The 21,029-nt window shown below is 71.7% G+C and carries 21 protein-coding genes; 11 read left to right on the forward strand and 10 right to left on the reverse strand.

Annotation, left to right across the window (positions count from 1 at the left end):
- Positions 1-94: 94 nt before the first annotated feature.
- Entirely contained in the window at positions 95-1,771 is a 1,677-nt protein-coding gene (locus BMZ30_RS13145; protein WP_093379748.1) for a ribonuclease J, read from the reverse strand.
- Between the two features lie 148 nt (positions 1,772-1,919).
- On the opposite strand from BMZ30_RS13145, the gene BMZ30_RS13150 reads away from it, so the two are divergent.
- A complete protein-coding gene (locus tag BMZ30_RS13150; RefSeq protein ID WP_093379751.1) occupies positions 1,920-3,554 on the forward strand; it encodes a peptide chain release factor 3 in 1,635 nt (544 codons plus the stop codon).
- Positions 3,555-3,614: 60 nt separating this feature from the next.
- On the opposite strand, the gene BMZ30_RS13155 is transcribed toward BMZ30_RS13150, so the two are convergent.
- From BMZ30_RS13155 to BMZ30_RS13170, 5 genes are all read right to left on the reverse strand, one after another.
- The gene (locus BMZ30_RS13155; RefSeq protein ID WP_093379753.1) at positions 3,615-4,478 is read right to left on the reverse strand and encodes a formate/nitrite transporter family protein; all 864 of its coding nucleotides are present in this window, start codon (positions 4,476-4,478) and stop codon (positions 3,615-3,617) included.
- A gap of 43 nt (positions 4,479-4,521) precedes the next feature.
- A complete protein-coding gene (locus BMZ30_RS13160) occupies positions 4,522-5,274 on the reverse strand; it encodes a 2,3-bisphosphoglycerate-dependent phosphoglycerate mutase (RefSeq protein WP_093379756.1) in 753 nt (250 codons plus the stop codon).
- Between the two features lie 77 nt (positions 5,275-5,351).
- The gene (locus BMZ30_RS13165; RefSeq protein WP_143073211.1) at positions 5,352-5,579 is read right to left on the reverse strand and encodes a hypothetical protein; all 228 of its coding nucleotides are present in this window, start codon (positions 5,577-5,579) and stop codon (positions 5,352-5,354) included.
- A gap of 54 nt (positions 5,580-5,633) precedes the next feature.
- Positions 5,634-5,774, reverse strand: coding sequence for a hypothetical protein (locus BMZ30_RS13825; protein ID WP_177191382.1), 141 nt, complete (start codon positions 5,772-5,774; stop codon positions 5,634-5,636).
- 123 nt (positions 5,775-5,897) lie between these two features.
- Positions 5,898-6,608 (reverse strand): Type 1 glutamine amidotransferase-like domain-containing protein, encoded by a 711-nt coding sequence (locus tag BMZ30_RS13170; protein WP_219810231.1) that lies wholly within the window; start codon positions 6,606-6,608, stop codon positions 5,898-5,900.
- Between the two features lie 67 nt (positions 6,609-6,675).
- Between BMZ30_RS13170 and BMZ30_RS13175 the strand changes: the two genes are divergently transcribed.
- The 7 genes from BMZ30_RS13175 to BMZ30_RS13205 all read left to right on the forward strand — a co-directional run bounded on the left by BMZ30_RS13175 (position 6,676) and on the right by BMZ30_RS13205 (position 14,850).
- Complete coding sequence (locus BMZ30_RS13175) at positions 6,676-7,581, forward strand: sugar phosphate isomerase/epimerase family protein (RefSeq protein ID WP_093379762.1); 906 nt, start codon at positions 6,676-6,678, stop codon at positions 7,579-7,581.
- Between the two features lie 123 nt (positions 7,582-7,704).
- A complete protein-coding gene (nirB, locus tag BMZ30_RS13180) occupies positions 7,705-10,278 on the forward strand; it encodes a nitrite reductase large subunit NirB (RefSeq protein ID WP_093379765.1) in 2,574 nt (857 codons plus the stop codon).
- Positions 10,275-10,664: a nitrite reductase small subunit NirD gene (nirD, locus tag BMZ30_RS13185; RefSeq protein WP_093379768.1), complete on the forward strand. Its 390-nt coding sequence runs from the start codon at positions 10,275-10,277 to the stop codon at positions 10,662-10,664. Before nirB ends, nirD begins: the two co-directional genes overlap by 4 nt.
- Positions 10,661-12,037: a uroporphyrinogen-III C-methyltransferase gene (gene cobA, locus BMZ30_RS13190; RefSeq protein WP_093379770.1), complete on the forward strand. Its 1,377-nt coding sequence runs from the start codon at positions 10,661-10,663 to the stop codon at positions 12,035-12,037. Before nirD ends, cobA begins: the two co-directional genes overlap by 4 nt.
- Before the next feature lie 221 nt (positions 12,038-12,258).
- Positions 12,259-13,407 carry a N(5)-(carboxyethyl)ornithine synthase gene (locus BMZ30_RS13195; protein WP_093379773.1) on the forward strand — a complete coding sequence of 383 codons (1,149 nt, stop codon included), beginning with the start codon at positions 12,259-12,261 and terminating at the stop codon, positions 13,405-13,407.
- A 20-nt stretch (positions 13,408-13,427) separates the two neighbouring features.
- Positions 13,428-14,201: a DUF1206 domain-containing protein gene (locus BMZ30_RS13200; protein WP_229828397.1), complete on the forward strand. Its 774-nt coding sequence runs from the start codon at positions 13,428-13,430 to the stop codon at positions 14,199-14,201.
- A 13-nt stretch (positions 14,202-14,214) separates the two neighbouring features.
- Positions 14,215-14,850: a hypothetical protein gene (locus BMZ30_RS13205; RefSeq protein WP_093379775.1), complete on the forward strand. Its 636-nt coding sequence runs from the start codon at positions 14,215-14,217 to the stop codon at positions 14,848-14,850.
- Between the two features lie 37 nt (positions 14,851-14,887).
- On the opposite strand, the gene BMZ30_RS13210 is transcribed toward BMZ30_RS13205, so the two are convergent.
- Both BMZ30_RS13210 and BMZ30_RS13215 read right to left on the reverse strand, forming a co-directional pair.
- Entirely contained in the window at positions 14,888-15,124 is a 237-nt protein-coding gene (locus tag BMZ30_RS13210; RefSeq protein WP_093379778.1) for a hypothetical protein, read from the reverse strand.
- Positions 15,125-15,187: 63 nt separating this feature from the next.
- Positions 15,188-16,177 carry an SDR family oxidoreductase gene (locus BMZ30_RS13215; protein WP_093379780.1) on the reverse strand — a complete coding sequence of 330 codons (990 nt, stop codon included), beginning with the start codon at positions 16,175-16,177 and terminating at the stop codon, positions 15,188-15,190.
- Positions 16,178-16,416: 239 nt separating this feature from the next.
- On the opposite strand from BMZ30_RS13215, the gene BMZ30_RS13220 reads away from it, so the two are divergent.
- A complete protein-coding gene (locus tag BMZ30_RS13220; RefSeq protein ID WP_244887044.1) occupies positions 16,417-17,220 on the forward strand; it encodes an RCC1 domain-containing protein in 804 nt (267 codons plus the stop codon).
- A gap of 94 nt (positions 17,221-17,314) precedes the next feature.
- Here the strand turns inward: BMZ30_RS13220 and BMZ30_RS13225 are convergent, their stop codons facing one another.
- Together BMZ30_RS13225 and BMZ30_RS13830 are read right to left on the reverse strand one after the other, a co-directional pair.
- Positions 17,315-18,370 carry a S66 family peptidase gene (locus BMZ30_RS13225; protein ID WP_093379783.1) on the reverse strand — a complete coding sequence of 352 codons (1,056 nt, stop codon included), beginning with the start codon at positions 18,368-18,370 and terminating at the stop codon, positions 17,315-17,317.
- 36 nt (positions 18,371-18,406) lie between these two features.
- A complete protein-coding gene (locus BMZ30_RS13830) occupies positions 18,407-18,781 on the reverse strand; it encodes a hypothetical protein (protein ID WP_177191383.1) in 375 nt (124 codons plus the stop codon).
- Positions 18,782-18,984: 203 nt separating this feature from the next.
- On the opposite strand from BMZ30_RS13830, the gene BMZ30_RS13235 reads away from it, so the two are divergent.
- Both BMZ30_RS13235 and BMZ30_RS13240 read left to right on the forward strand, forming a co-directional pair.
- Complete coding sequence (locus tag BMZ30_RS13235; protein WP_093379785.1) at positions 18,985-19,755, forward strand: hypothetical protein; 771 nt, start codon at positions 18,985-18,987, stop codon at positions 19,753-19,755.
- Positions 19,756-19,819: 64 nt separating this feature from the next.
- Positions 19,820-21,029, forward strand: a 1,210-nt coding sequence (locus tag BMZ30_RS13240) for an SDR family NAD(P)-dependent oxidoreductase (protein ID WP_093379788.1), incomplete at its 3' end; no start/stop codon positions are given.

Consider the following 21,029-nt stretch of genomic DNA (forward strand, 5'->3'; position numbering starts at 1 on the left):
TCACGCACCACCAGCCGTGCCCGCACCGGACTCGCAAAGCACGACGGCGGGCGAGGATCTCTCCCCCGTCCGCCGTCGTGTCAGACGCGACGCGTCACGCGTCGATGACGATCCCGATGACGAGCGGGGTGCGGCGGTACGCACGCGACAGGTGCGACGTCACCGCGCGGGCGATCGAGGCCTCGACCGCGGCGACGTCGGTGCTCTTCTCCCGCGCCAGCGCCCGCTCGACGGCGGGACGAGCCCGGTCGAGGGTGCCGTCGTGGTCGATGAACCCGCGGGTGAGGAACTCGAGCGGCTCCGCGAGCTGGTTGGTCTTGGGGTCGACGATCGCGAGGACCGTGACGACGCCGGCGTCGCTCAGCTGGCGGCGCTCGGATAGGGTCTCGTCGGTCGCGTGGCCCACGGCGCTGCCGTCGACGTACACGAGGTCCGCCTGCACCTGGCCGGTGATGCGCGCGCGGCCGTCGATCAGGTCGATCACGGAGCCGTCTCGGGCGATGATCACGCGGTCCGGGTCCACGCCGGTGCGCACGGCGAGCTCGCCGTTGGCCCGCAGGTGCTTGGACTCGCCGTGGATCGGCAGCACGTTGGACGGGCGCACGATGTTGTAGCAGTAGATGAGCTCGCCGGCGCTCGCGTGGCCCGAGACGTGCACCTTGGCGTTGCCCTTGTGCACGACGTTCGCGCCCAGATCGATCAGCTTGTTGATGATCCCGTAGATCGCGTTCTCGTTGCCCGGGATCAGCGAGCTGGCGAGCAGCACCGTGTCGCCCTCGCCGACGCGCACCTGGTGGTCACCGTTCGCCATCCGCGACAGGGCCGCGAGCGGCTCACCCTGCGAGCCCGTGCAGATGAGCGCGACCTTGGAGTCCTCCATCGTTACGAGCTTCTTGAAGTCGACCACCAGACCACGGGGGATGTTGAGGTAGCCGAGTTCCTGCGCGATGCGCATGTTGCGGACCATCGAGCGGCCGACGAACGCAACCTTGCGCCCGTGCTCGTGCGCGGAGTCGAGCACCTGTTGGATGCGGTGCACGTGGCTCGCGAAGCTCGACACGATCACCCGACGCGGCGCGTTCTTGAACACGGAGTCGATCGCGGGCGTGAGCTCGCGCTCCGACGTCGTGAAGCCCTGGACCTCCGCGTTGGTGGAGTCGGTCATGAACAGGTCCACGCCCTCGTCGCCGAGGCGACCGAAGGCCCGCAGGTCCGTGATCCGCCCGTCGAGCGGGAACTGGTCCATCTTGAAGTCGCCGGTGTTGACGACGACGCCCGCGGCGGTGCGGATGACGACCGCCAGGCTGTCCGGGATCGAGTGGTTGACGGCGACGAACTCGAGACCGAAGGGCCCGGCGTCGCGCTTGTCGCCCTCGGCCACCTGCACGGTGACGGGCTTGATCTTGTGCTCCTGGAGCTTCGCGGTGATGAACGCGAGGGTGAGCTCGGACCCGATCAGGGGGATGTCCGCGCGCTCCTTGAGCAGGTACGGCACGCCGCCGATGTGGTCCTCGTGCCCGTGGGTCAGGACGATCGCCTCGATGTCGTCGAGCCGGTCGCGCAGGATGGTGAAGTCCGGCAGGATCACGTCGATGCCCGGCTGGTGCTCCTCGGGGAACAGCACGCCGCAGTCCACGATCAGCAGACGCCCGCCGAACTCGAACACCGTCATGTTGCGGCCGATCTCACCGAGACCGCCGAGCGGGATGACGCGCAGCCCGTTCTTGGGCAGGGCCGGCGGCGGTCCGAGACGGGCGGGGGAAGCTGGCATGTGTGTGGTGCCTCTCGGCTGGGAGATGGAAGGGGACGCACGGCGCGCCCACCATGACCCTAACGTGATAATGCGCCCCACGGGGCCGGACCGACGCTCCAGGCGGCGCGACGACGTTAGGATGGCCGCCGGTTCAAGAAGGGTCGTCATGGAGCTGCAGCAGCCTGCCAACACCGAGCGCGCCCGCACGAGCGACCCCTTCGCCCCCGCGACGGTCCGCCACGAGGCCGCCCGCCGCCGCAGTATCGCGGTCATCTCGCACCCCGACGCCGGCAAGTCGACGATCACCGAGGCGCTCGCCCTGCACGCTCGCGTCATCAACGAGGCCGGCGCCGTGCACGGCAAGGCGGGCCGCTCGGGCGTCATCTCCGACTGGCTCGAGATGGAGCAGACCCGCGGCATCTCGATCACGTCAGCGGCGCTGCAGTTCACCTACGACGACGTCGTGATCAACCTGCTCGACACCCCGGGGCACGCCGACTTCTCCGAGGACACCTACCGCGTGCTCACGGCGGTCGACGCCGCGGTGATGCTGCTCGACTCCGCCAAGGGCCTCGAACCGCAGACACTCAAGCTCTTCGAGGTCTGCCGACGCCGCGGCGTCCCCGTCATCACCTTCATCAACAAGTGGGACCGCCCCGGCCAGGAGGCGCTCGAGCTCTGCGACGAGCTCGAGACCCGGCTCGGCCTGCGTCCCACGCCAGTGACGTGGCCGATCGGCCCCTCGGGCGCCCTAGCCGGCCTGGTCGACGTCGCCTCGCAAGGGATCACGTTCTACGAGCGCGCGCCCGGTGGCGCGACGCTCGCCGTCGCCACGCCCGCCACGATGGACGAGGCCCTCGAGCGCGCCGAGCAGGACGTCACGGCCGCCGTGGAGAGTGCCGGGCTTCTCGACGCAGTGGACATCCCCTCCTTCCTCCGACTCGAGACCACGCCGCTGCTGTTCGGCGCGGCGCTGGCGAACATCGGGGTGCGCGAGCTCCTCGACGCGATCGTCCGTCTGGCCCCGGCGCCGAGCGCCCGGGTGGACCGCGCGGGGAAGCCCCGCGAGCTGGACGCTCCGTTCAGCGGTTTCGTCTTCAAGATCCAGGCCGGCATGGACCCCAACCACCGCGACCACGTGGCCTTCATCCGCGTGTGCTCCGGCGCGTTCGAGCGCGGCGCGCCGGTCGTGCACGCTCAGACCGGCCGCAGCTTCGCGACGAAGTACGCGCTGGCCGTGCTCGGGCGCGCCCGGCACACGGTCGACGTCGCTTACCCAGGCGACGTCGTCGGGCTCGTGAACGCCACGAGCCTCGCCGTGGGCGACACGGTGCACGCGACCGGGCCCGCCGTGAAGTTCCCGCCGATGCCCGCGTTCGAGCCCGAGCACTTCGTCTCGGCGCGCCCCGCGGACCCGTCGCGGTCCAAGCAGTTCCGCAAGGGGATCGCCCAGCTCGAGCAGGAGGGCGTCGTCCAGGTGCTCGTCTCCGAGGCGCGCGGTGACGGCGCGCCGATCCTGGCCGCCGTCGGGCCGCTGCAGTTCGAGGTCGCGAGCTTCCGCATGGAGCACGAGTTCCACGCCGTCGTCGTGACGCACCCGCTCGACCTCTCGGTCGCCCGGCGCCTCGCGCCCGAGGACGCCGTCCAGCTCTCCGGTGTGCCGGGCGTCGAGCTCGCCCACCGCGGCGACGGCACGCTGCTCGCGCTGTTCCGCGACGAGTGGCGCCTGCGGGCCGTGCAGCGCGACCGGCCCGACCTGGTGCTCGCGTCCCTCATCGAGGACGGCGCGCTCACCGCGTAGCCGCGCGCCGGGCCCAGGCTCCGGGGCGTGGGCACCAGGCCCGGCTTCAGCGTGCGCTGCTCAGCTCGGCCCGACTGGCGGCTGCTCTCGCAGGTAGCGCGCGTCGTCGTTCACGTACGCGTAGTACAGGCCGATCAGCAGGCCACCCCCGATGAAGTTCCCGACCAGGGCGATCCCGAGGTTCGCGAGCGCGAGCCCGACCTCGATCCCGTCGCGCAGACCGACGATGAGGAACAGCACCGTGTTGGCGACCGAGTGCTCGAGCCCCAGGAACGCGAACAGGAACACCGCGACGATCATCGCGAGGCTGCGCGTGAGGTCGTCCTTGATGAGACCGTTGTAGACCAGCAGCATCGAGATGTTGATGAGCAGGTTGCACAAGATCGCTCGGACCAGCAGGTCGCCCCAGCCCGCGGCGCCCTCCGTCAGGAACGCGAGCTTGCGGTCGGAAGCCGCGATCATCAGCTCTGTCGGGCGCCCCGCGAGGATCGTCGAGAAGCGCAGGAGCAGGGCGACCAGCAGGCCGCCGAGCGCGTTCCCGAGGTAGCACAGGCCCAGGATGCGCATCGCCTCGCGCCACCGGGTGCGCTTGTAGTACGCCCCGATCGTCACGATCATCATGTTCGAGGTCAGCAGCTCGGACTTGGTGTAGTAGATGAACACCAGGGCCCAGCCGAACGTCAGCGCCCCGGCGACGCGGCCGAGGGTGACGAGCGTGGTGCCGCCGATCGTCACGGCGTCGAACGCAGCGATCATCGCGAAGTTCGCGGCGTACAGGACGCCGATGATGATCCCCGCCATCGCCGCGCGCTGCAGGTAGCGCCGGGCCATCGCCCCGGACATCGTGGTCTTGGTGTCCAGCGCGTCGAGCACCGTGCTGATGAAGAACTTCCCCGGGAACAGGGAACGGGGATCGGCGGCCATGCGCGCCATCGTGCCACGGCCCCGCCGCCCAGGCGCAGGACGATCAGGTACCGCCCTCCGCGGCGATGACCCGCGCGGCCTGGTGCGCGGTCTCGGGATCGAGGTACCGGCCGCTGCGCGGGACCGGCTGGCCGCTCGCGTCCACGTCGTAGACCAGGGGCTGGCCGGTGGGGATGTTCAGCGCGCGGAGCTCGTCTTCGTCCGAACCGTCGAGCAGGCCGACGACGGCGCGCAGCGAGTTGCCGTGCGCCACCACGAGCACGCTCCTTCCGGCGGCGAGCGCCGGCTCGACGACGTCAGTGAGCACCGGCTGCACCCGGACCATGACGTCGCGCAGCGACTCCGTCCGGGGCATCGCGGCGTCCGGCAGCGCGTCGAACGGCGGCGCGGCGCGCAGCCGCTCGAACTGCGCGTCGGACATCGCGGGGGGGCGCGTGCCGAGCGAGCGACGCCACTCGAGGAAGAGCTCCTCGCCGAACTCCGCGAGGACCTCCTCCTTCGCTCGGCCGGTCAGGGCGCCATAGCTGCGCTCGGTCAGGCGCCAGTCCGTCGTCACCTCCTCGTCCTGGCGACCCAGCGCGTCGAGGACGATCCGCGCCGTGTGTGCCGCCCGCGACAGGGGAGACGTGAAGGTCGCGTCCGGCACGAGGCCGGCGGTGCGGATCAGACCGGCAGCGTTCGCGGCCTCCGCACGGCCCCGGGCGGTGAGCTCGGCGTCGAACACGCCGGTGAAGAGCCCGGCGGCGTTGGCCGTGCTCTCGCCGTGCCGGAGCAGCAGCAGCGTCGGCGTCGGCACCTCGTGCCCCCTTCGCGGAACGGACCAGATCAGTCCGGCCAGGCTACGCCGGGACCGGCGTCAGCCGCAGGCTGGGCTCACGGGCCGGTGGCGGGCACCGCGACCTCGAGGCCGCGGCACGTCTCGGGCCGCAGGTCGCACCGGGCGCGCAGCTCCTCGGCTCCTTGCTGCACGGTCGTGACGATCCGCTCGATCTCCTCGGGAGAGACCGTCGCGGGCTCGCGCTCCGGCAGGAGCCACCAGGCCGAGCCGACGACGACGCTCCCCGCGACCAGGACGTGCAGGAGCCGTTCGGTCAGCGTCACCGGCACCCCTCGACGTCACGTCCGGTCGCGCCTGCCGCGACCGGTGGGCACAGGCTAGCGCTCAGCCGCAGGTGCTCGCGGGGGTGCCGGCGACGCGCTGGACCGTCCCGCCTTGTCCTGGGCGAGCAGGAAGGCTCCCCCGCCCAGGATGGCGGTGACGACGGCGGTGGACGTGACGACAACAACGGTGCGCATGAATCCCCTTTGATCCGATGCTTGGCCGCGCCCCCGCGGCGACTTCCCCCGAAATCCCCGGAATGTCGGGGCCGAGCGCACAGTAGCGGCACCGCATCAACGACGTCTAGGGGTTGTCCAGGGTCAGACGTCCCGCATCTGCTGCGCCTCGCAGCGCACACCACCCGCGCCGTCGGGCTCCACGCGGTAGGTGCGCGCGCCGGGGCGCTCGGCCAGGTGCGCCACGACCCGGCCGTCGACCGCGTGGACGGCCGCTCCGTCGTCGGCGGCCCAGCCACCCGGCAGCGCACCCGAGGCGACGACGCCGTGGTGGTGCGGGCGGCGCTGCTCCTCGCCGTCGTAGTGCGGGCAGAAGCTCCCCGCCAGGAACCCCATGCCACCGTGCCAGGCCGCCACCTCGGGGCCGAGCGCGTCGGTCGAGCACGCCTCGAACCAGCAGTTCGCCCCTGCGGAGACGCCCGCGAGCACCAGGTCACGCGTCGCGGTGATCTCCCGCAGCGCCGCGGTGACGCCGTGCAGGTCCCAGAGCGCCATCAGGTTCACGGTGCTGCCGCCGCCGACCATGAGCAGGTCGACGCCGGCGAGCACCTCGCGCACGTCGGACGTGCGGCGACGGAACAGCTCCAGCACGCGCGTCTCGCAGTCGAGCGACGCGTAGGCGGACTCGAACCGGTCCACGTACTCCGCGGCGTCGCCCGACGCGGTCGGCACGAAGCACACGGTGGGCCGCTCGCGCCCGGTGAGCCCGAGGGCGAACCGGTCGAACGCCGTGGCCGCGCCGTCGTCGGACATGGAGAAGCCGCCGCCGCCCATGGCGAGGATGTGGGTCGTCATGCGCCCAACGTATCGGTGGCTGTGACGCAGATCGCGATGGTCCTGGTGCCGCACTAGGGTGCTGGGTATGCCAGCCGCCGACGACGCCCGTCCCCTGGAGACCGCTCCAGCCCCCGGGATCAACGTCACCCTGTCCACGGCGTCGGTGTACCCGCGCAAGGCGCCGTACGCCTTCGAGATGGCCGCTGACCTGGGCTTCGACGGCGTCGAGGTCATGGTCTGGGGGGACAAGGTCACCCAGGACGACGTCGCGCTCTCGCACCTGTCCGCGGACTTCGACATGCCCATCCGCTCGATCCACGCCCCCACGCTGATCGTCAGCCAGCAGGTATGGGGGGCCAAGCCGGGGCCCAAGCTCGCCAAGACCGTGGACATGGCCCACTCGCTCGGCGCGAGCACCGTCGTCGTGCACCCGCCGTTCGCGTGGCAGCGCAAGTACTCGCGCAAGTTCGTCGACGAGGTGCGCGACCTCACGGAGGACTCGGGCATCACGATCGCGGTCGAGAACATGTACCCGTGGCGCGGCCGCAAGCGCGACTACATGGCGTACCTGCCCGGCTGGGACCCCACGGAGCACGACTACGACGCCGTCACCCTCGACGTCTCCCACGCCGCGAGCTCGCGGCAGTCCTGCCTGGACCTCATGCGGATCTTCGGCGACCGTCTGCGGCACATCCACCTCACCGACGGCACCGACTCGGGCCGCGACGAGCACCTGGTGCCCGGGCGCGGCACCCAGCCGGTCCGCGAGCTGCTCGCTGAGATCGTGCACCACGGCTGGCAGGGCGACGTAGCCATCGAGATCGGCACCCGCAAGGCCCGCACGGCCGCGGAACGCTGCGACGACGTGCGCCAGGCCCTGGCCTTCGCCCGCACCTACCTGACCCCCGGCGCGCACCCCGAGTTCGTGCCGACGCCCTCGCACCACCGGCCCGACGACGCGTGGGAGGCTCCGACCACCGTGCTCGAGTAGCCGGACGCGGCGGACGTCACACCCCGGCTGGGCCGAACGGCCCGGACGGGCGGACAAGCCGATACGGACGATGGAACATCGGCGCGCTGACCGCGGCCGGACCCCGAGACGAAGAGGGACCTCATGAGCACCCAGACCCCCGGACGCGTCGTCGTCGTGGGCGGCGGCATGGTCGCCCACAAGTTCGCCGACGAGCTGTGCCGCACGTCGCCCGACGGCGACTGGACGCTCACCGTGATCGGTGACGAGCCGAGCGCCCCGTACGACCGCGTGCACCTGTCGGAGTACTTCGACGGCCGCAGCCCCGAGGCCCTGGTCATGGACCAGACGCCGTGGTCCGACCCGCGCGTCACGCTGGTCATCGGCGACGCGGTCGACCGCCTCGACCTGGACCAGCGCGCGGTCGTGACCCGCTCCGGCCGGGTCGAGCCGTACGACAACCTGGTGCTCGCCACAGGCTCGTGGGCGTGGACGCCCCGCACCGAGGGCACCGACCTCCCGGGCGTGTTCAGCTACCGGACGATGGCCGACGTCGTGGGCCTGCGCGAGTGGATCGCGCTGCGATCGGAGAAGCTCGGGCGCCCGCTGTCTGGCGCCGTCGTCGGCGGTGGCGTGCTCGGCCTCGAGGCCGCGGCCGCCCTGCAGAAGCTCGGCGCGAGCGCGACCGTCGTGGAGTTCGCGGACCGCCTGATGAACGTCCAGCTCGACGCCGGCGGTGGCGAGGCGCTGCGCGTGCTCATCACCGACATGGGCATCGACGTGCGCACCGCGACCGGCGCCACGCGCCTGGGCCCTGCGGGTGACGGCCCCGTCGCCACGATGGACCTGTCCGACGGCTCGACCATCCCCGCCGACGTCGTGGTGTTCTCGACCGGCATCCGCCCGCGCGACCGCCTGGCCCGCGAGTCCGGCCTGGCGATCGGCGACCGCGGCGGCGTCGTCGTGGGCCCGACGTGCCGCACGTCGGACACCGCGGTGTGGGCGATCGGCGAGTGCGCGTCGTTCGAGAACGAGGCCACCGGCCTGGTGGCGCCCGGCAACGCGATGGCCGAGGTCGTCGTCGACCAGCTGTTCGGTGGACGCAAGACGTACGAGCGCTTCCCCGAGGGCACCAAGCTCAAGGGCGTCGGGATCGACGCCGCCAGCTTCGGCGACATCTTCGCGCTCACCCCGGGCGCGCTCGAGGTCAGCTTCTCCGACCCCGTCGCCAAGACCTACAAGAAGCTCGTGGTGTCCGACGACGCCCAGACGCTGCTCGGCGGCGTGTTCGTCGGCGACATCGCGCTGTACTCCTCGCTGCGCCCGCTGCTCGACCGCCCGCTCGGCGCGGACCCGTCGGCGTTCCTCGCCCCCGAGGGCGGCGGCGGACTCCCGAGCGTGGACCTGCCCGACGACGTCGTCGTCTGCTCGTGCGCGAACGTCACCGCCGGCACGGTGCGCGACGCGGTCACGCACCAGGGCTGCATGAACGTCGGCGACGTGAAGGCCTGCACCAAGGCCGGGACCGTCTGCGGGTCCTGCGTCCCGCTGCTGACGAAGATCGTCAACACCACCCTGGAGAAGAACGGCATCGCCGTCTCGCGCGCCATGTGCGAGCACTTCGAGATGGGCCGCGCCGAGCTGTTCGAGCTCGTGCGCCACGAGGGCCTGCGCACGTTCACCGAGGTCATCGGCGCGCACGGCACCGGCCGCGGCTGCGCCGTCTGCAAGCCCGTCGTCGCCTCGATCCTGTCGTCCCTCGGGTTCGGGCACGTGCTCGAGCGCGAGCACGCCGCGATCCAGGACACCAACGACCACGTGCTCGCCAACATGCAGAAGGACGGCACCTACTCGGTGGTCCCGCGCGTGCCCGGCGGCGAGATCACGCCCGAGCGCCTCATGGTGCTCGGCGAGGTCGCGCAGGAGTTCGGTCTGCACACGCGCATCACGGGCGCGCAGCGCATCGCGATGTTCGGCGCGCGGATCGACCAGCTGCCCGATATCTGGAAGCGGCTCGTCGACGCCGGCTTCGAGTCCGGTCAGGCGTACGGCAAGTCGCTGCGCGCGGTGAAGTCCTGCGTCGGGCAGGCGTGGTGCCGGTTCGGCGTCCAGGACTCCGTCGGCATGGCCGTGAAGATCGAGATGCGTTACCGGGGCCTGCGTTCCCCGCACAAGTTCAAGATCGGCGTCTCGGGCTGCGCGCGCGAGTGCGCGGAGGCCCGCGGCAAGGACGTCGGCGTCATCGCGACGGAGAAGGGCTGGAACGTCTACGTCGGCGGCAACGGCGGCTTCACGCCGCGGCACGCGGACCTGCTTGCCGAGGACCTCGACGACGACGGCCTGATCCGCGTGATCGACCGCTTCCTCGCGTTCTACATCCGCTCGGCCGACCGCCTGCAGCGCACCGCGCCGTGGGTGGCCGAGTACCCCGGCGGCATCCCCGAGCTGCGCAAGGTGCTGGTGGACGACGTCCTCGGGATCGGCGCCGAGCTCGACGCCTCGATGGCCGAGCACGTGGAGTCCTACGAGGACGAGTGGCGCGCGACGCTCGACGACCCGGAGAAGCTCCGCCGGTTCGTGTCGTTCGTCAACGCGCCCGACCAGCACGACCCCGACCTCGCCTACACCTCGGAGCGCGGGCAGGTCCGCCCCGCCCGTCCCGGTGAGAAGGCCGATAACAACCCCGTGATCGCCCGCCACCTGGAGGTTCGCAAGTGACCGCATGGATCGACGTCTGCGCTCTGGAGGACCTGGTGCCCGAGCGCGGGGCCGCGGCGCTCCTCGAGGGCACCCAGATCGCCGTGTTCCGCCTGCTCGACGACGAGGTCGTCGCCGTGCAGCAGAAGGACCCGTTCTCCGGGGCGAACGTGCTCTCCCGCGGGCTCGTCGGCTCCGCCGGAGACCGCACGATCGTGTCCTCGCCGATGTACAAGCAGGTCTGGGACGTGCGCACGGGCGAGTGCCTGGACGCTGCGGGAAAGACGCCTCAGGACCTCGCGAGCTACCCCGCGCGGGTGGCCGACGGGCGCGTCGAGGTGCAGGCGGTGGCGCGCGTGGTCGAGCCTGTCGCTGAGCCCGGGGCCGACGACGAGGTGGGCCGATGACGGCGACGCTGCTGGGGCTGGACCTCACCGGGCGCCGGGTGCTCGTCGTCGGCGGCGGGCCGATCGCGACGCGCCGCGCGCACACGATGCTCGACGGCGGCGCGGCGGTCGACGTCGTCGCACCCGACGCCTCGGACGAGCTGACGACGCTCGCGGCGACCGGCCGCGTAACCCTCGCCGCCCGCGAGGTCGTCGAGGCGGACGTCGACGGCGCCTGGCTCGTGCACGCCTGCACCGGTGACGCCGCGGTCGACGCCGCGGTCGCCGGGTGGGCGTCCGCGCGGCGCGTGTTCTGCGTCGTCGCCTCCGACGTGGCCGTCGGGACGGCACGCTCGACCGCGACCGCCGTCGTCGGCGACGTGCTGCTCGGGGTGACGTCCGCGAGCGGCGCCGACCCGCGGCGGTCGGTGACCGTGCGCGACGGACTGGCCGAGGTGCTGCGGTCCGGCGGCGTGGACCTGCGTGCGCACCGCGAGGCGGACGCTGCTGCTGGCGACCCGCTCGGGACCACTGCGCCGGTGCGCGGTGCGGTGCTGCGCCCTGGCACGGTCGCCCTGCTCGGCGGCGGCACGGGCGACCCCGACCTCATGACCGTGCGCGCCCGCGCGCTGCTCGCCCAGGCCGACGTCGTCGTCTCCGACCGCCTGGGCCCCACCTCGGTCCTGACCGAGCTCGCCGACGACGTCGAGGTCATCCACGTCGGCAAGAGCCCAGGCATCCACCAGGTGCCGCAGAGCGCCATCAACCAGATCCTGATCGACCAGGCGCAGGCCGGTCGCCGGGTCGCGCGGCTCAAGGGCGGGGATCCGTTCCTGTTCGGCCGCGGCGGCGAGGAGGTCCTCGCGTGCCGCGCGGCGGGAGTCGAGGTGACCGTGGTGCCGGGCATCACGTCTGCGGTGGCCGCGCCCCTGATCGCCGGGATCCCCGTGACGCACCGGGGGACCTCGGGGCGCGTGCACGTCGTCAACGGGCACGGGCGGCTCACGCCGCTGGACCTCGCGGCGATCGGCGCGCCCGACGTCACGACCGTCATCCTCATGGGCCTCGCCGGCCTCGAGCGCCTGGCCCACCAGGCGCTCACCGCGGGCATCGACCCGACGACGCCCGTCGCCGTCGTCGTGCGGGCCACCCTGCCGGGCGAGCAGGTCGTGCGCGCAGCGCTCGACGGGATCGTGGCCGCGTGCGCGGACGCTGGCCTGACCTCGACCGGGGTGATCGTCATGGGCACCGCGGCGCGCGAGGGCTTCCTCGAGCCGGGGACCCCCGGCGAGGCGCCGGTGCCGCCACCGACCCGCAAGCAGCTGCGCGAGTTGGGCATCACGGAGGGCTCGGCGTCGTCGTCGGGCCAGGCAGGCTCGACCCCGGGGGTCTGAGCCGGTGGCGCGCCGCGCCGCTCACACAGAGCACAGTTCTGCTCGGCCTCCCCGATCAGGACTGTGCTCTGGGCGAGCACGGGGTGCTCCCGACTCGCGTAGTCTGACCGGATAGGCACCGTTTTTCGGCGCCTCCTCCAGGGAGCAGCGATGACCGTCCGGTCCGCACGGCAGTCCCGTCCGACGCCCGTCGGCACGGTCCCTCGCACCGCGGCCCGGCGATGACCGGGCTCACGCTCGGCGTCCTCGGCGCCTCGAGCAAACCCGACGAGCGCCGCCTGCCGATCCACCCGGCGCACCTCGAGCGGATCGATCCCGGCCTCCGCCAGCGGATCACGCTCGAGACGGGCTACGGCCGACGCTTCGGCGTGAGCGACGACCAGCTCCGCCCGCTGGTCGCCGGGGTCGCGGACCGCGCCGAGGTGGTCGCGTCGTCGGACGTGGTGCTGCTGCCCAAGCCGCAGGCCTCCGACGTGGCCGCGCTGCGTGACGGACAGACCCTCTGGGGCTGGCCGCACTGCGTCCAGGACGCCGAGGTCACGCAGCTCGCGATCGACAAGCGGCTCACCCTCATCGCGTTCGAGGCCATGAATCACTGGCGCCGCGACGGGAGCTTCGGCCTGCACGTGCTGCACAAGAACAACGAGCTCGCCGGGTACGCGTCTGTGCTGCACGCCCTGCAGCTGTGCGGCCTGACGGGCGACTACGGGCGCCGGCTCACCGCCGTCGTCATCGGCTTCGGGGCCACGGCCCGCGGCGCCGTCACCGCGCTCAAGGCGATCGGCGTGCATGACATCCAGGTGCTCACCGGCCGCGACGTCGCCGCCGTGAGCGCGCCGATCCACTCCGCGCGCATGGCGCACTTCGACCAGGACGAGGCCGCGCCGTTCCTCAGCCACGTCACGACAGAGGCGGGCCGGGTGCCGATCGCGCCGTTCCTCGCGGCCTGCGACATCGTCGTGAACTGCACGCTGCAGGACCCCAACGCGCCATTGATGTTCCTGCGCGAGGAGGACCTGGCGGCGTTCCGGCCGGGCAGCCTGATCGTGGACGTGTCCTGCGACGAGGGCATGGGCTTCAGCTGGGCGCGCCCGACGTCGTTCGCCGACCCGATGTTCGAGATCGGCGACCACATCGCCTACTACGCGGTGGACCACAGCCCGTCGCACCTGTGGAACGCCGCGACGTGGGAGATCAGCGAATCGCTCCTGCCGTTCGTCGGAACCGTGCTCGGCGGACCCGTCGCCTGGGACGCGGACCCGACCATCGCGCGCGCCATCGAGATCCGCGAGGGCGTCGTCGTGAATCCCGCGATCCTCGAGTTCCAGGGGCGCGAGGCGGACTACCCGCACCGGGTGCGGGCCACCTGACCGGGTGGCAGGGTGACGGCATGACCGCCGACATGAAGAGCAATGCCCGCGCTGCCGGAGACCACCCCGCGGTCGAGGCCGGCGCCCGGCTCGGGTTCCTCGCCAACGGCCTCCTGCACCTGCTGATCGCGTGGCTCGCGCTCCAGGTCGCGTGGGGTGGCGCGAGCGGGGACGCCGACCAGACCGGCGCACTGTCCGTGCTGGCGGAGTCCGGGCTCGGCACCGCGCTGCTGTGGGGCTGCGTCGTCGGCTTCGTGCTGCTCGCGCTGTGGCAGGTCACCGAGGCGGTCGGGCGGCACGAGACGAAGGACCGGCTCAAGGCCGTCGGACGCCTGGTCGTCTACGGGGCGCTCGGCTGGACCACGTACTCGATCCTGCAGGGCTCGGGCGGCGGGTCGAGCGAGGAGAGCATGACGGCGAAGGTGCTGCAGTGGCCGCTCGGTCAGGTGCTCATCGCCGCGGTGGGGCTCGGGGTCATCGGCGTGGCGGTCTACCACGTGATCAAGGGCTGGAAGAAGAAGTTCCTCGAGGACCTCGACGGCCACCCGGGCCGGGCGGTCGTGCGCGCGGGCCAGGTCGGCTACATCGCCAAGGGCATCGCGCTCGTGATCGTCGGCGGGTTCCTCGTGGTCGCCGCCGTCACGCACGACAGCGACGAGGCGACCGGGCTCGACGGCGCGCTGCGCTCCCTCCTCGAGCTGCCGTTCGGCGCGGTCCTGCTCACGCTCATGGCCGTCGGGTTCGCCGCGTACGGGGTGTACTCGTTCGCCCGCGCGAAGTACGGGCGCGTCTGATCACATAGGTCGTATGCACACGACCACGCGCGCTGCCCTGACCGTCGCACTCCTTGGCGCGGGGGCAACCCTCGCTGGCTGCACGTCCGACGACAACCCGGCTCCGGCCACGTCGAGCACCGCCGTCGAGCAGCCCACCTCCTCGCCCGAGGCGCCCAGCCCGAGCACCGAGACTCCGGCTCCGAGCACCGAGGAGCCCGATGCGACGCCGGAGCCGTCCGACGACGCGTCGTCGGACACGGTCCTGGGGGCCGAGATGCAGGTCCAGACGTTCGCCGGGACCTACCTGGCACCGTCGGTCGAGGGCGGGGTGATCACCGTGGACGACGCCGCCAGTTCCGAGCTGTCGATCTCGTGGATCGCCACCGCCGTGCCCGACGACCCTGGTGCCTACCTGCTCGAGACCGTCGCCCTCACCGACGGCGAACCGTCTTGCCTCGCGCTCGCCGAGGAGGCCGTCGCGCTCGCCCCGTGCGATCCCGACGAGCCGGCCCTCGTCATCGAGGTCACCCCGCTCGACTCCCCGGACCGGGTGGCGCTCAGCTCCGCCGCCGGCTACCTCGGCCTCGACACGGCCGACGACAGCCTGCGGGTCTTCGACTCGGGCGACCAGCCCGGCAGCGTCTTCACCCTGGTCACGGCGGGCTGAGCTCGCTCGGCTCAGCCTCGCGGGGTCGACGGCGCTGTCAGCGCCGCGTCGCTCGCCGCAACGCGTAGACGACGAACACCGCCGCGACGACGCAGCAGACGATCGCGGCGGGCAGCCCCATGGCGGGGCCAGTGCGGCAGAAGGAACCACCGGGGCGCACTGAGTCCACGCACTCACCGACGTGATACCCGAACGTGAGGACGGGAACGACGACGCCCACCGCGATGCCCGCGGCGAGCCAGAGGATGCGACTGGCGATCGTGGGCTCGGTCACCCTGCGACGCTATCGGGGTCCCGCCCCGTGCGGAAGGCCGGAGCGGGTGACTTCGGGTGAACGTCAGGCGACGCGGAAGCGCGCCACCAGCTCGTCCATGACGCCGTCGATACGAGCGTCGACGGTGCGGCGCGACGGATCGGCGTCGTGCCATTCGACGATCTCGCACGCCCCGGCTTCGAACGGGATGGTCGCGATGAAGTCGGGGACGACGCTGCGGATCTTGGTGTTGTCGAAGACCATCGAGTGCGCCTTGTCGCCGAGCAGGCCCGCGCCCCAGTCGGGGTCGGCGGCGGCGATCGCGTCGGACGGGACGTGCACGATCTTGGCCTCGACCCCGGCGGCCCGTGCGAGGGCGCGCGTGATCTGGTCCCAGGTCAGGACGTCGTCGGACGTGATGTGGAAGGCCTCCCCGAGCGTGCGCGGGTGGCCGAGCAACCCGACGAGCCCCTTGGCGAAGTCCTCGTGGTGCGTGAGCGTCCACAGCGAGGTGCCGTCGCCGTGCACCACGACCTCCTTGCCCTGGCGCATGCGCTCGAGCGCGGTCCAGCCGCCGTCGAGCGGGATGAGGGTCCGGTCGTAGGTGTGCGAGGGGCGCACGATCGTCGCAGGGAACCCGCGGTCCCGGTAGGCCTCGACGAGCACGTCCTCGCAGGCGATCTTGTTGCGCGAGTACTCCCAGAACGGGTTGCGCAGCGGCGTGGACTCCCGCACGGGCAGGCGCGCGGGCGGCGTCTGGTACGCCGAGGCGGAGCTGATGAAGACCAGCTGGCCGGTGCGGCCCTCGAACACGTCGACGTCGTCGCGGACGTGGTCGGGGGTGAAGGCCACCCAGTCGACGACGGCGTCGAAATCGCGGCCGGCGATCGCCTCCCGGACCGACTGCGGGTCCCGGGCGTCGGCGCGCAGGTGCTCGACGCCGTCGGGCAGCGTGCGCCACGACGTGCCGCGGTTGAGGACGGTCAGGTCGATGCCGCGCTTCGCGGCGAGGCGGGTGCTCGCGGAGCTGATGACGCCGGTGCCGCCGAGGAAGAGAACCTTGAGTGCGCTCATCTGTCGAGGCTAGCCGGGTGCAGGCCCGCGGCGCGCTCCGGAGGGGCGCCCTGTCCTGTAGATCGCATCGCTTGGCGGCGTGCTTCTGAGGCCTGTCAGTGGCCGGCGAGGAGTCCTTGGGTCAGCTGTCTCCGATCCGTGCAGCGGGCCCCCGGGACCTCTGGGAACATCGACCGATGACCTGCCGCCACTCCCACGCCCGCATCGCCGCCTGACACCGACACTCGGTGGGAGTTGGCGTGGATGGGTCGGTGCTGACCGCAGGTGCGCTTGGAGCCGAGGAGCTGCGCACCACGGAGTGGAGCGGCATCGTCGCAGTAGCAGCAGGGAATGTGCACACGGCCAGAAACACCGGGCGCTCCCACACGGTAGGACTACGCAAGGACGGCACAGTTCTGGCGACCGGCTGGAACAACGCGGGGCAGTGCGACGTCCATGACTGGAGTGACGTCGTCAGCATCGCCGCGGGTTGGCGACGCACGCTGGCGGTCCTCGCGGATGGATCAGCTCGTGCGACCGGTCGCCGGAACGAGGGAGCCAACGCCGTCGAGGACTGGAGCGAACTGGTGGCCGTCGCAGCGGGAGACTGGCACTCCGTCGGTCTCCGGGGGGACGGCACGGTCCTGGCTGTTGGTAGCACCCGCCGGGGGCAGTGCGAGGTCGCCGGATGGCGTGACGTAAGCGCGATCGCTGCGGGCTACCTGCACACCGCCGCGCTGATCACCGATGGACGCGTGGTCGCGGTAGGCGACCGATCTGTCGGAGTCCTGGACGTGCCTGCGTGGCGCGACGTGACGGCCTTGTCGGCAGGGAGTCGTCACACGGTGGCGGTCGTCGCTGGGGGCCGGGTGCTCGCGGCAGGTGACAACAGCCATGGACAGTGTGACGTCGACCAGTGGCGGGATGTGGTGGCAGTGGCAGCGGGATCCGCCCACACGCTCGGCCTGTGCTCTGACGGGACCGTCCTCGCGGCCGGCAGCGACGACGACGACGACGACGGCCAGTGCACCACGACAGGCTGGCAGCTCGCACCCGCCCAGTAACGATCGTTTACGGCCAGGTCAGCCGGGGTCGAGCAGGGGGGCACCGTCTGGGGCGTTGTCTCGAAACGATCGTTTCCAGTTGGGTGGTGCTCGATCAGTCCTGCCCCGAGCTGGCGCGTGAAGTCTCGACGTACTGGGTGAGCCGAGACGCGGTCGCCGTGTGGGTCAGCTCGGCAAGGGCGCCATTGACGAGCGCCATGTGAGGCGGGAGGTGGCCGCAGTCGACGTCCACAAGAACCGGAATGCCCAGGTCCCCGAGCGCGTGGCGAACGGCGTCGTGGCGTGTGTAGCTGGGGAGTTCCTTGCCGTTGCTTCGTCCGATGAGGACGGCAGAGGCAGCGCCGAACCAGCCGGCGTAGCGCAGGCCGAAGAGACGTCGGGTGAGGTCGGCGACGTCAGAGCCCGCCGACTCCAGGTAGACGATCAGACCTTCGGGCGCGTGAGTTGCCGCGAAGGTGGCGACATCCCCGTAGGGCGTCCCGGCCAGGTGCGTGATGGTGTCCAGGCACCCACCGATGAGCCGACCCCGAACGTCGACGTCGCCTTCGGCATCGACTCGGGTCCACCCCCCAGGTGCGTCGAACGTGTACTCGGTGACGGTGGGGTCTGCCTGCCAGTCATCGAAGCCCGCAGACCGGTAGGCCTGCGCTGGTCCCTGGACGACTGCGGGGCCAACGTGGCCACTAGCGACGTCCACCCAGGACACCAGGGGTGCGGGGACGCGGTAGGGAGTGTCCATCAGGTTCTGGCCGTGCAGCGTCGCGACGCCGGTCAGCAGCGTGAGGGGAAGCAGGAGGGTCGAGACGTCGGAGAACCCCACCAGCCAGGTCGGGCCGGACGCCATCTCATCGAAGTCCAGGCAATGCAGCAGATCGATCGCGATGTGCCCACCCCACGGTGGAATGACCGCTCTCACCTCGGGATCGAGCATCAATCCCGTGAGCCTCGCGGCACGCTCTCGGGCCGGGCCGCGGGCGATTGCCTCGCCCTCTCCCTCTGTCACGTCGTCGACGACGACCCGGTACCCGCGCTCACGCAGCGACTCAACCGCGAAGTCCAACCTCGGTACCAGGTCGCTGGGCACCCCCAGCGACGGAGCCGTCACGGCTAGGAGGTCGCCGCGACGGAGCGGCGAAGGGAACGTAACCATCCTTCACCCTCTCACTGAGCCGGAACCGGAACCGGACTATATCGGGCCCGTCCGTAAACGATCGCTTCTGGGCCGTCGTCGACGTCGCCGCCAGGCGTCGAAAAGAGCCTCGCCCGCTATCCCCAGCTCTACAGCCGCATCGGCTTCGCCCACGAGTACAGACCCCTCGGCCCCGACGAGCTCAACGCTGTCCTCACCACGCGCCTTCCCTCCCAGCACACCGACCACGACCCGATCGCGCACGCCACCGCCCTGGCCACCATCGCTCGCATCACCGCAGGCAGTTTCCGACTCCTGGACCGCCTGGCCACCCAGATCGAACGCATCCAGACCATCAACGACCTCCACACCCTCACCCCAGAGCTCGTCGACGCCGCCAGAGAAGCCAGAGAAGCCCTCCTCATCGGCCACTGAGCGCTCCGTTAGCACGCCACCAAGCGATGCGACTCACCGTCCTGTCCCCGCGAATGCCGCGGTGCTAGCGTCCCAGATACCGACCTTTCGGGCGCTCGTTCCGGGCGCGCCGTCGTCTGGTCCGGGTCGACCCGTGGTTCGAGCGAACAGGGGCTCTCATGACGCACTCCGATCGGCGGCAGAGAAGGCCGGCCGCCCTCGTGACGATCACGGCCGCGCTGCTGGCCGGCGCATGCTCAGCCTCGGACGGGGGCACCGGGCCGACGACGCTCCGTCCCACCGCACCACTGGCAGCAGGCTCCCCGGCGCCCGTGCGTGCACCCGCCTCGCACGTGGACGGCGCGATCGTCCGTGGCCACGCGGGTAGTGACTACGACGTCGCGTCCTCCGTGGTGGAGCTGGCGCAGGGCGCACAGGCCGTCGTCGTCGGGACCGTGACCTCGTGGGCCGACGGGAGGGTCCTTCGCGACGGCGACGACCAGCGCACCTCAGCGGCGATGGAAGTCCTCGTCGCACAGTCCTTCACTGCCCAGGACGGCGCCCAGATCGTCTTCGTGGAGGTGCAGCGCGGGGACGTGCTGGTCGACGACGCGCGTGCGGCCATGGAGCTCGACGACGGCGCCAGCTACGGCGAGCGGTCTCTCGCGGACCTGGAGCGGGCCGTCCCCGTGGGCACGCGAGTCCTCGTCCTGGCTGTGGAAGCGCCGTCGGACGCCGAGATCGCGGCGACGGGTGGCGGCGGAAAGGTCAGCACGAGCTGGAGCCCGCCACACGCTGGGGCTGCGCTGCTCAGCCCGCTGCCTCAGGGCCTGCTCTTCGAGGACGCCGACGGCACGTACGTGAGCGGTGTGGCGGACCAGTCCGACGTCGAGCACGGCCAGTGGCCGGCGGCGGAGCCTCGGACCATGGGCGACGGCGGGCCGTTCGGGCAGCTGCTTGCCCAGCTCTCGACGGAGTTCGAGCAGGGCTGACGGGTGTACCCGACGTCACCGCTCGGAGGCGTTCCGCTCGACGGGGTCAGGCGGGGATAATCGTATGGTGCCCCCTGAAGAATCTGCTGACTCCGTCGCGCCCGCGGCCGTGCCTGCGAGCGTGACCGCGCTCGACGCCGCCGGTCTCGATCCCGCCGAGCTCGCCGTCGCCCTGCGCGTGCTCGAGCAGGCCAACGATCTCGATCCCGACCACGCGGACAAGATCGCCCTGCAGCGCGCCACCGCGAAGCTCTACAAGACGGTGAAGAAGCAGCGCCGCGACGAGGCCAAGCGGATCATCCAGGAGGCCGACCGCGCCGTCATCGAGGCCACCGCGACGGGCTCACCCACGCGGATCGACGACGAGACCGCGGGCATCGAGCTCAAGCCCATGACGACGTCGAGCACCTTCGCGGGGCGGCTGCAGAAGCCGCAGGGCTGCTACGTGTGCAAGCGCGAGTACCAGGACATCGACGTCTTCTACCACCAGCTGTGCCCCGAGTGCGCGGCGTTCAACCGCGCCAAGCGCGACGCCCGCACGGACCTCACCGGCCGCCGCGCGGTGCTCACGGGCGGGCGCGCGAAGATCGGCATGTACATCGCGCTGCGGCTGCTGCGCGACGGCGCGCACACCACGATCACCACGCGCTTCCCCAACGACGCGATCCGCCGCTTCGCCGGCATGCCCGACGCCGACGACTGGCTGCACCGCCTGAAGATCGTGGGCATCGACCTGCGCGACCCGTCCCAGGTCATGGCGTTCGCCGACGACGTCGCGGCCGAGGGTCCGCTCGACATCCTCATCAACAACGCGGCCCAGACCGTGCGCCGGTCCCCGGGTGCGTACGCGCCGCTCGCGGCCGCGGAGTCCGCGCCGCTCCCGACCGGGCTGCTGCCGCACGTGACGACCTACGGCCGGAGCGTCGACGCGCACCCTGCCTCCCTCGAGGCGTCGGTGCAGGCTGGCGGGCGCGACGAGCACAGCGCGGCGACCGCCATGGCACACGCGTCGGTGACCGCGCCGGGCCTGCTGACCTCGCTCGCGCTGACGGCAGGCTCCGCGTCGCTCGAGCGCGTCGCGAACGCCACGGCGATCGACGCCGCCGGGCTCGTCCCGGACCTGGTGTCGTCGAACTCCTGGGTGCAGGTGGTCGAGGAGGTCGAGCCGCTCGAGATGCTCGAGGTCCAGCTGTGCAACTCCACGGCGCCATTCATCCTCATCGCACGGCTGCGCGCCGCCATGCGCGCCTCGACCGCGCGCCGGAAGTACATCG

Origin of the sequence: Flavimobilis marinus (genome assembly GCF_900113055.1) — a bacterium.
Taxonomy (GTDB): Bacteria; Actinomycetota; Actinomycetes; order Actinomycetales; family Cellulomonadaceae; genus Flavimobilis; species Flavimobilis marinus.

Excerpts from the sequence above, each read along its gene's own strand:
- BMZ30_RS13145 (WP_093379748.1), bottom strand. The coding sequence starts at position 1,771 with ATGCCAGCTTCCCCCGCCCGTCTCGGACCGCCGCCGGCCCTGCCCAAG.
- BMZ30_RS13150 (WP_093379751.1), top strand. The coding sequence starts at position 1,920 with ATGGAGCTGCAGCAGCCTGCCAACACCGAGCGCGCCCGCACGAGCGAC.
- BMZ30_RS13155 (WP_093379753.1), bottom strand. The coding sequence starts at position 4,478 with ATGGCCGCCGATCCCCGTTCCCTGTTCCCGGGGAAGTTCTTCATCAGC.
- BMZ30_RS13825 (WP_177191382.1), bottom strand. The coding sequence starts at position 5,774 with ATGCGCACCGTTGTTGTCGTCACGTCCACCGCCGTCGTCACCGCCATC.
- BMZ30_RS13170 (WP_219810231.1), bottom strand. The coding sequence starts at position 6,608 with ATGACGACCCACATCCTCGCCATGGGCGGCGGCGGCTTCTCCATGTCC.
- BMZ30_RS13175 (WP_093379762.1), top strand. The coding sequence starts at position 6,676 with ATGCCAGCCGCCGACGACGCCCGTCCCCTGGAGACCGCTCCAGCCCCC.
- nirB (WP_093379765.1), top strand. The coding sequence starts at position 7,705 with ATGAGCACCCAGACCCCCGGACGCGTCGTCGTCGTGGGCGGCGGCATG.
- cobA (WP_093379770.1), top strand. The coding sequence starts at position 10,661 with ATGACGGCGACGCTGCTGGGGCTGGACCTCACCGGGCGCCGGGTGCTC.
- BMZ30_RS13195 (WP_093379773.1), top strand. The coding sequence starts at position 12,259 with ATGACCGGGCTCACGCTCGGCGTCCTCGGCGCCTCGAGCAAACCCGAC.
- BMZ30_RS13200 (WP_229828397.1), top strand. The coding sequence starts at position 13,428 with ATGACCGCCGACATGAAGAGCAATGCCCGCGCTGCCGGAGACCACCCC.
- BMZ30_RS13205 (WP_093379775.1), top strand. The coding sequence starts at position 14,215 with ATGCACACGACCACGCGCGCTGCCCTGACCGTCGCACTCCTTGGCGCG.
- BMZ30_RS13215 (WP_093379780.1), bottom strand. The coding sequence starts at position 16,177 with ATGAGCGCACTCAAGGTTCTCTTCCTCGGCGGCACCGGCGTCATCAGC.
- BMZ30_RS13225 (WP_093379783.1), bottom strand. The coding sequence starts at position 18,370 with ATGGTTACGTTCCCTTCGCCGCTCCGTCGCGGCGACCTCCTAGCCGTG.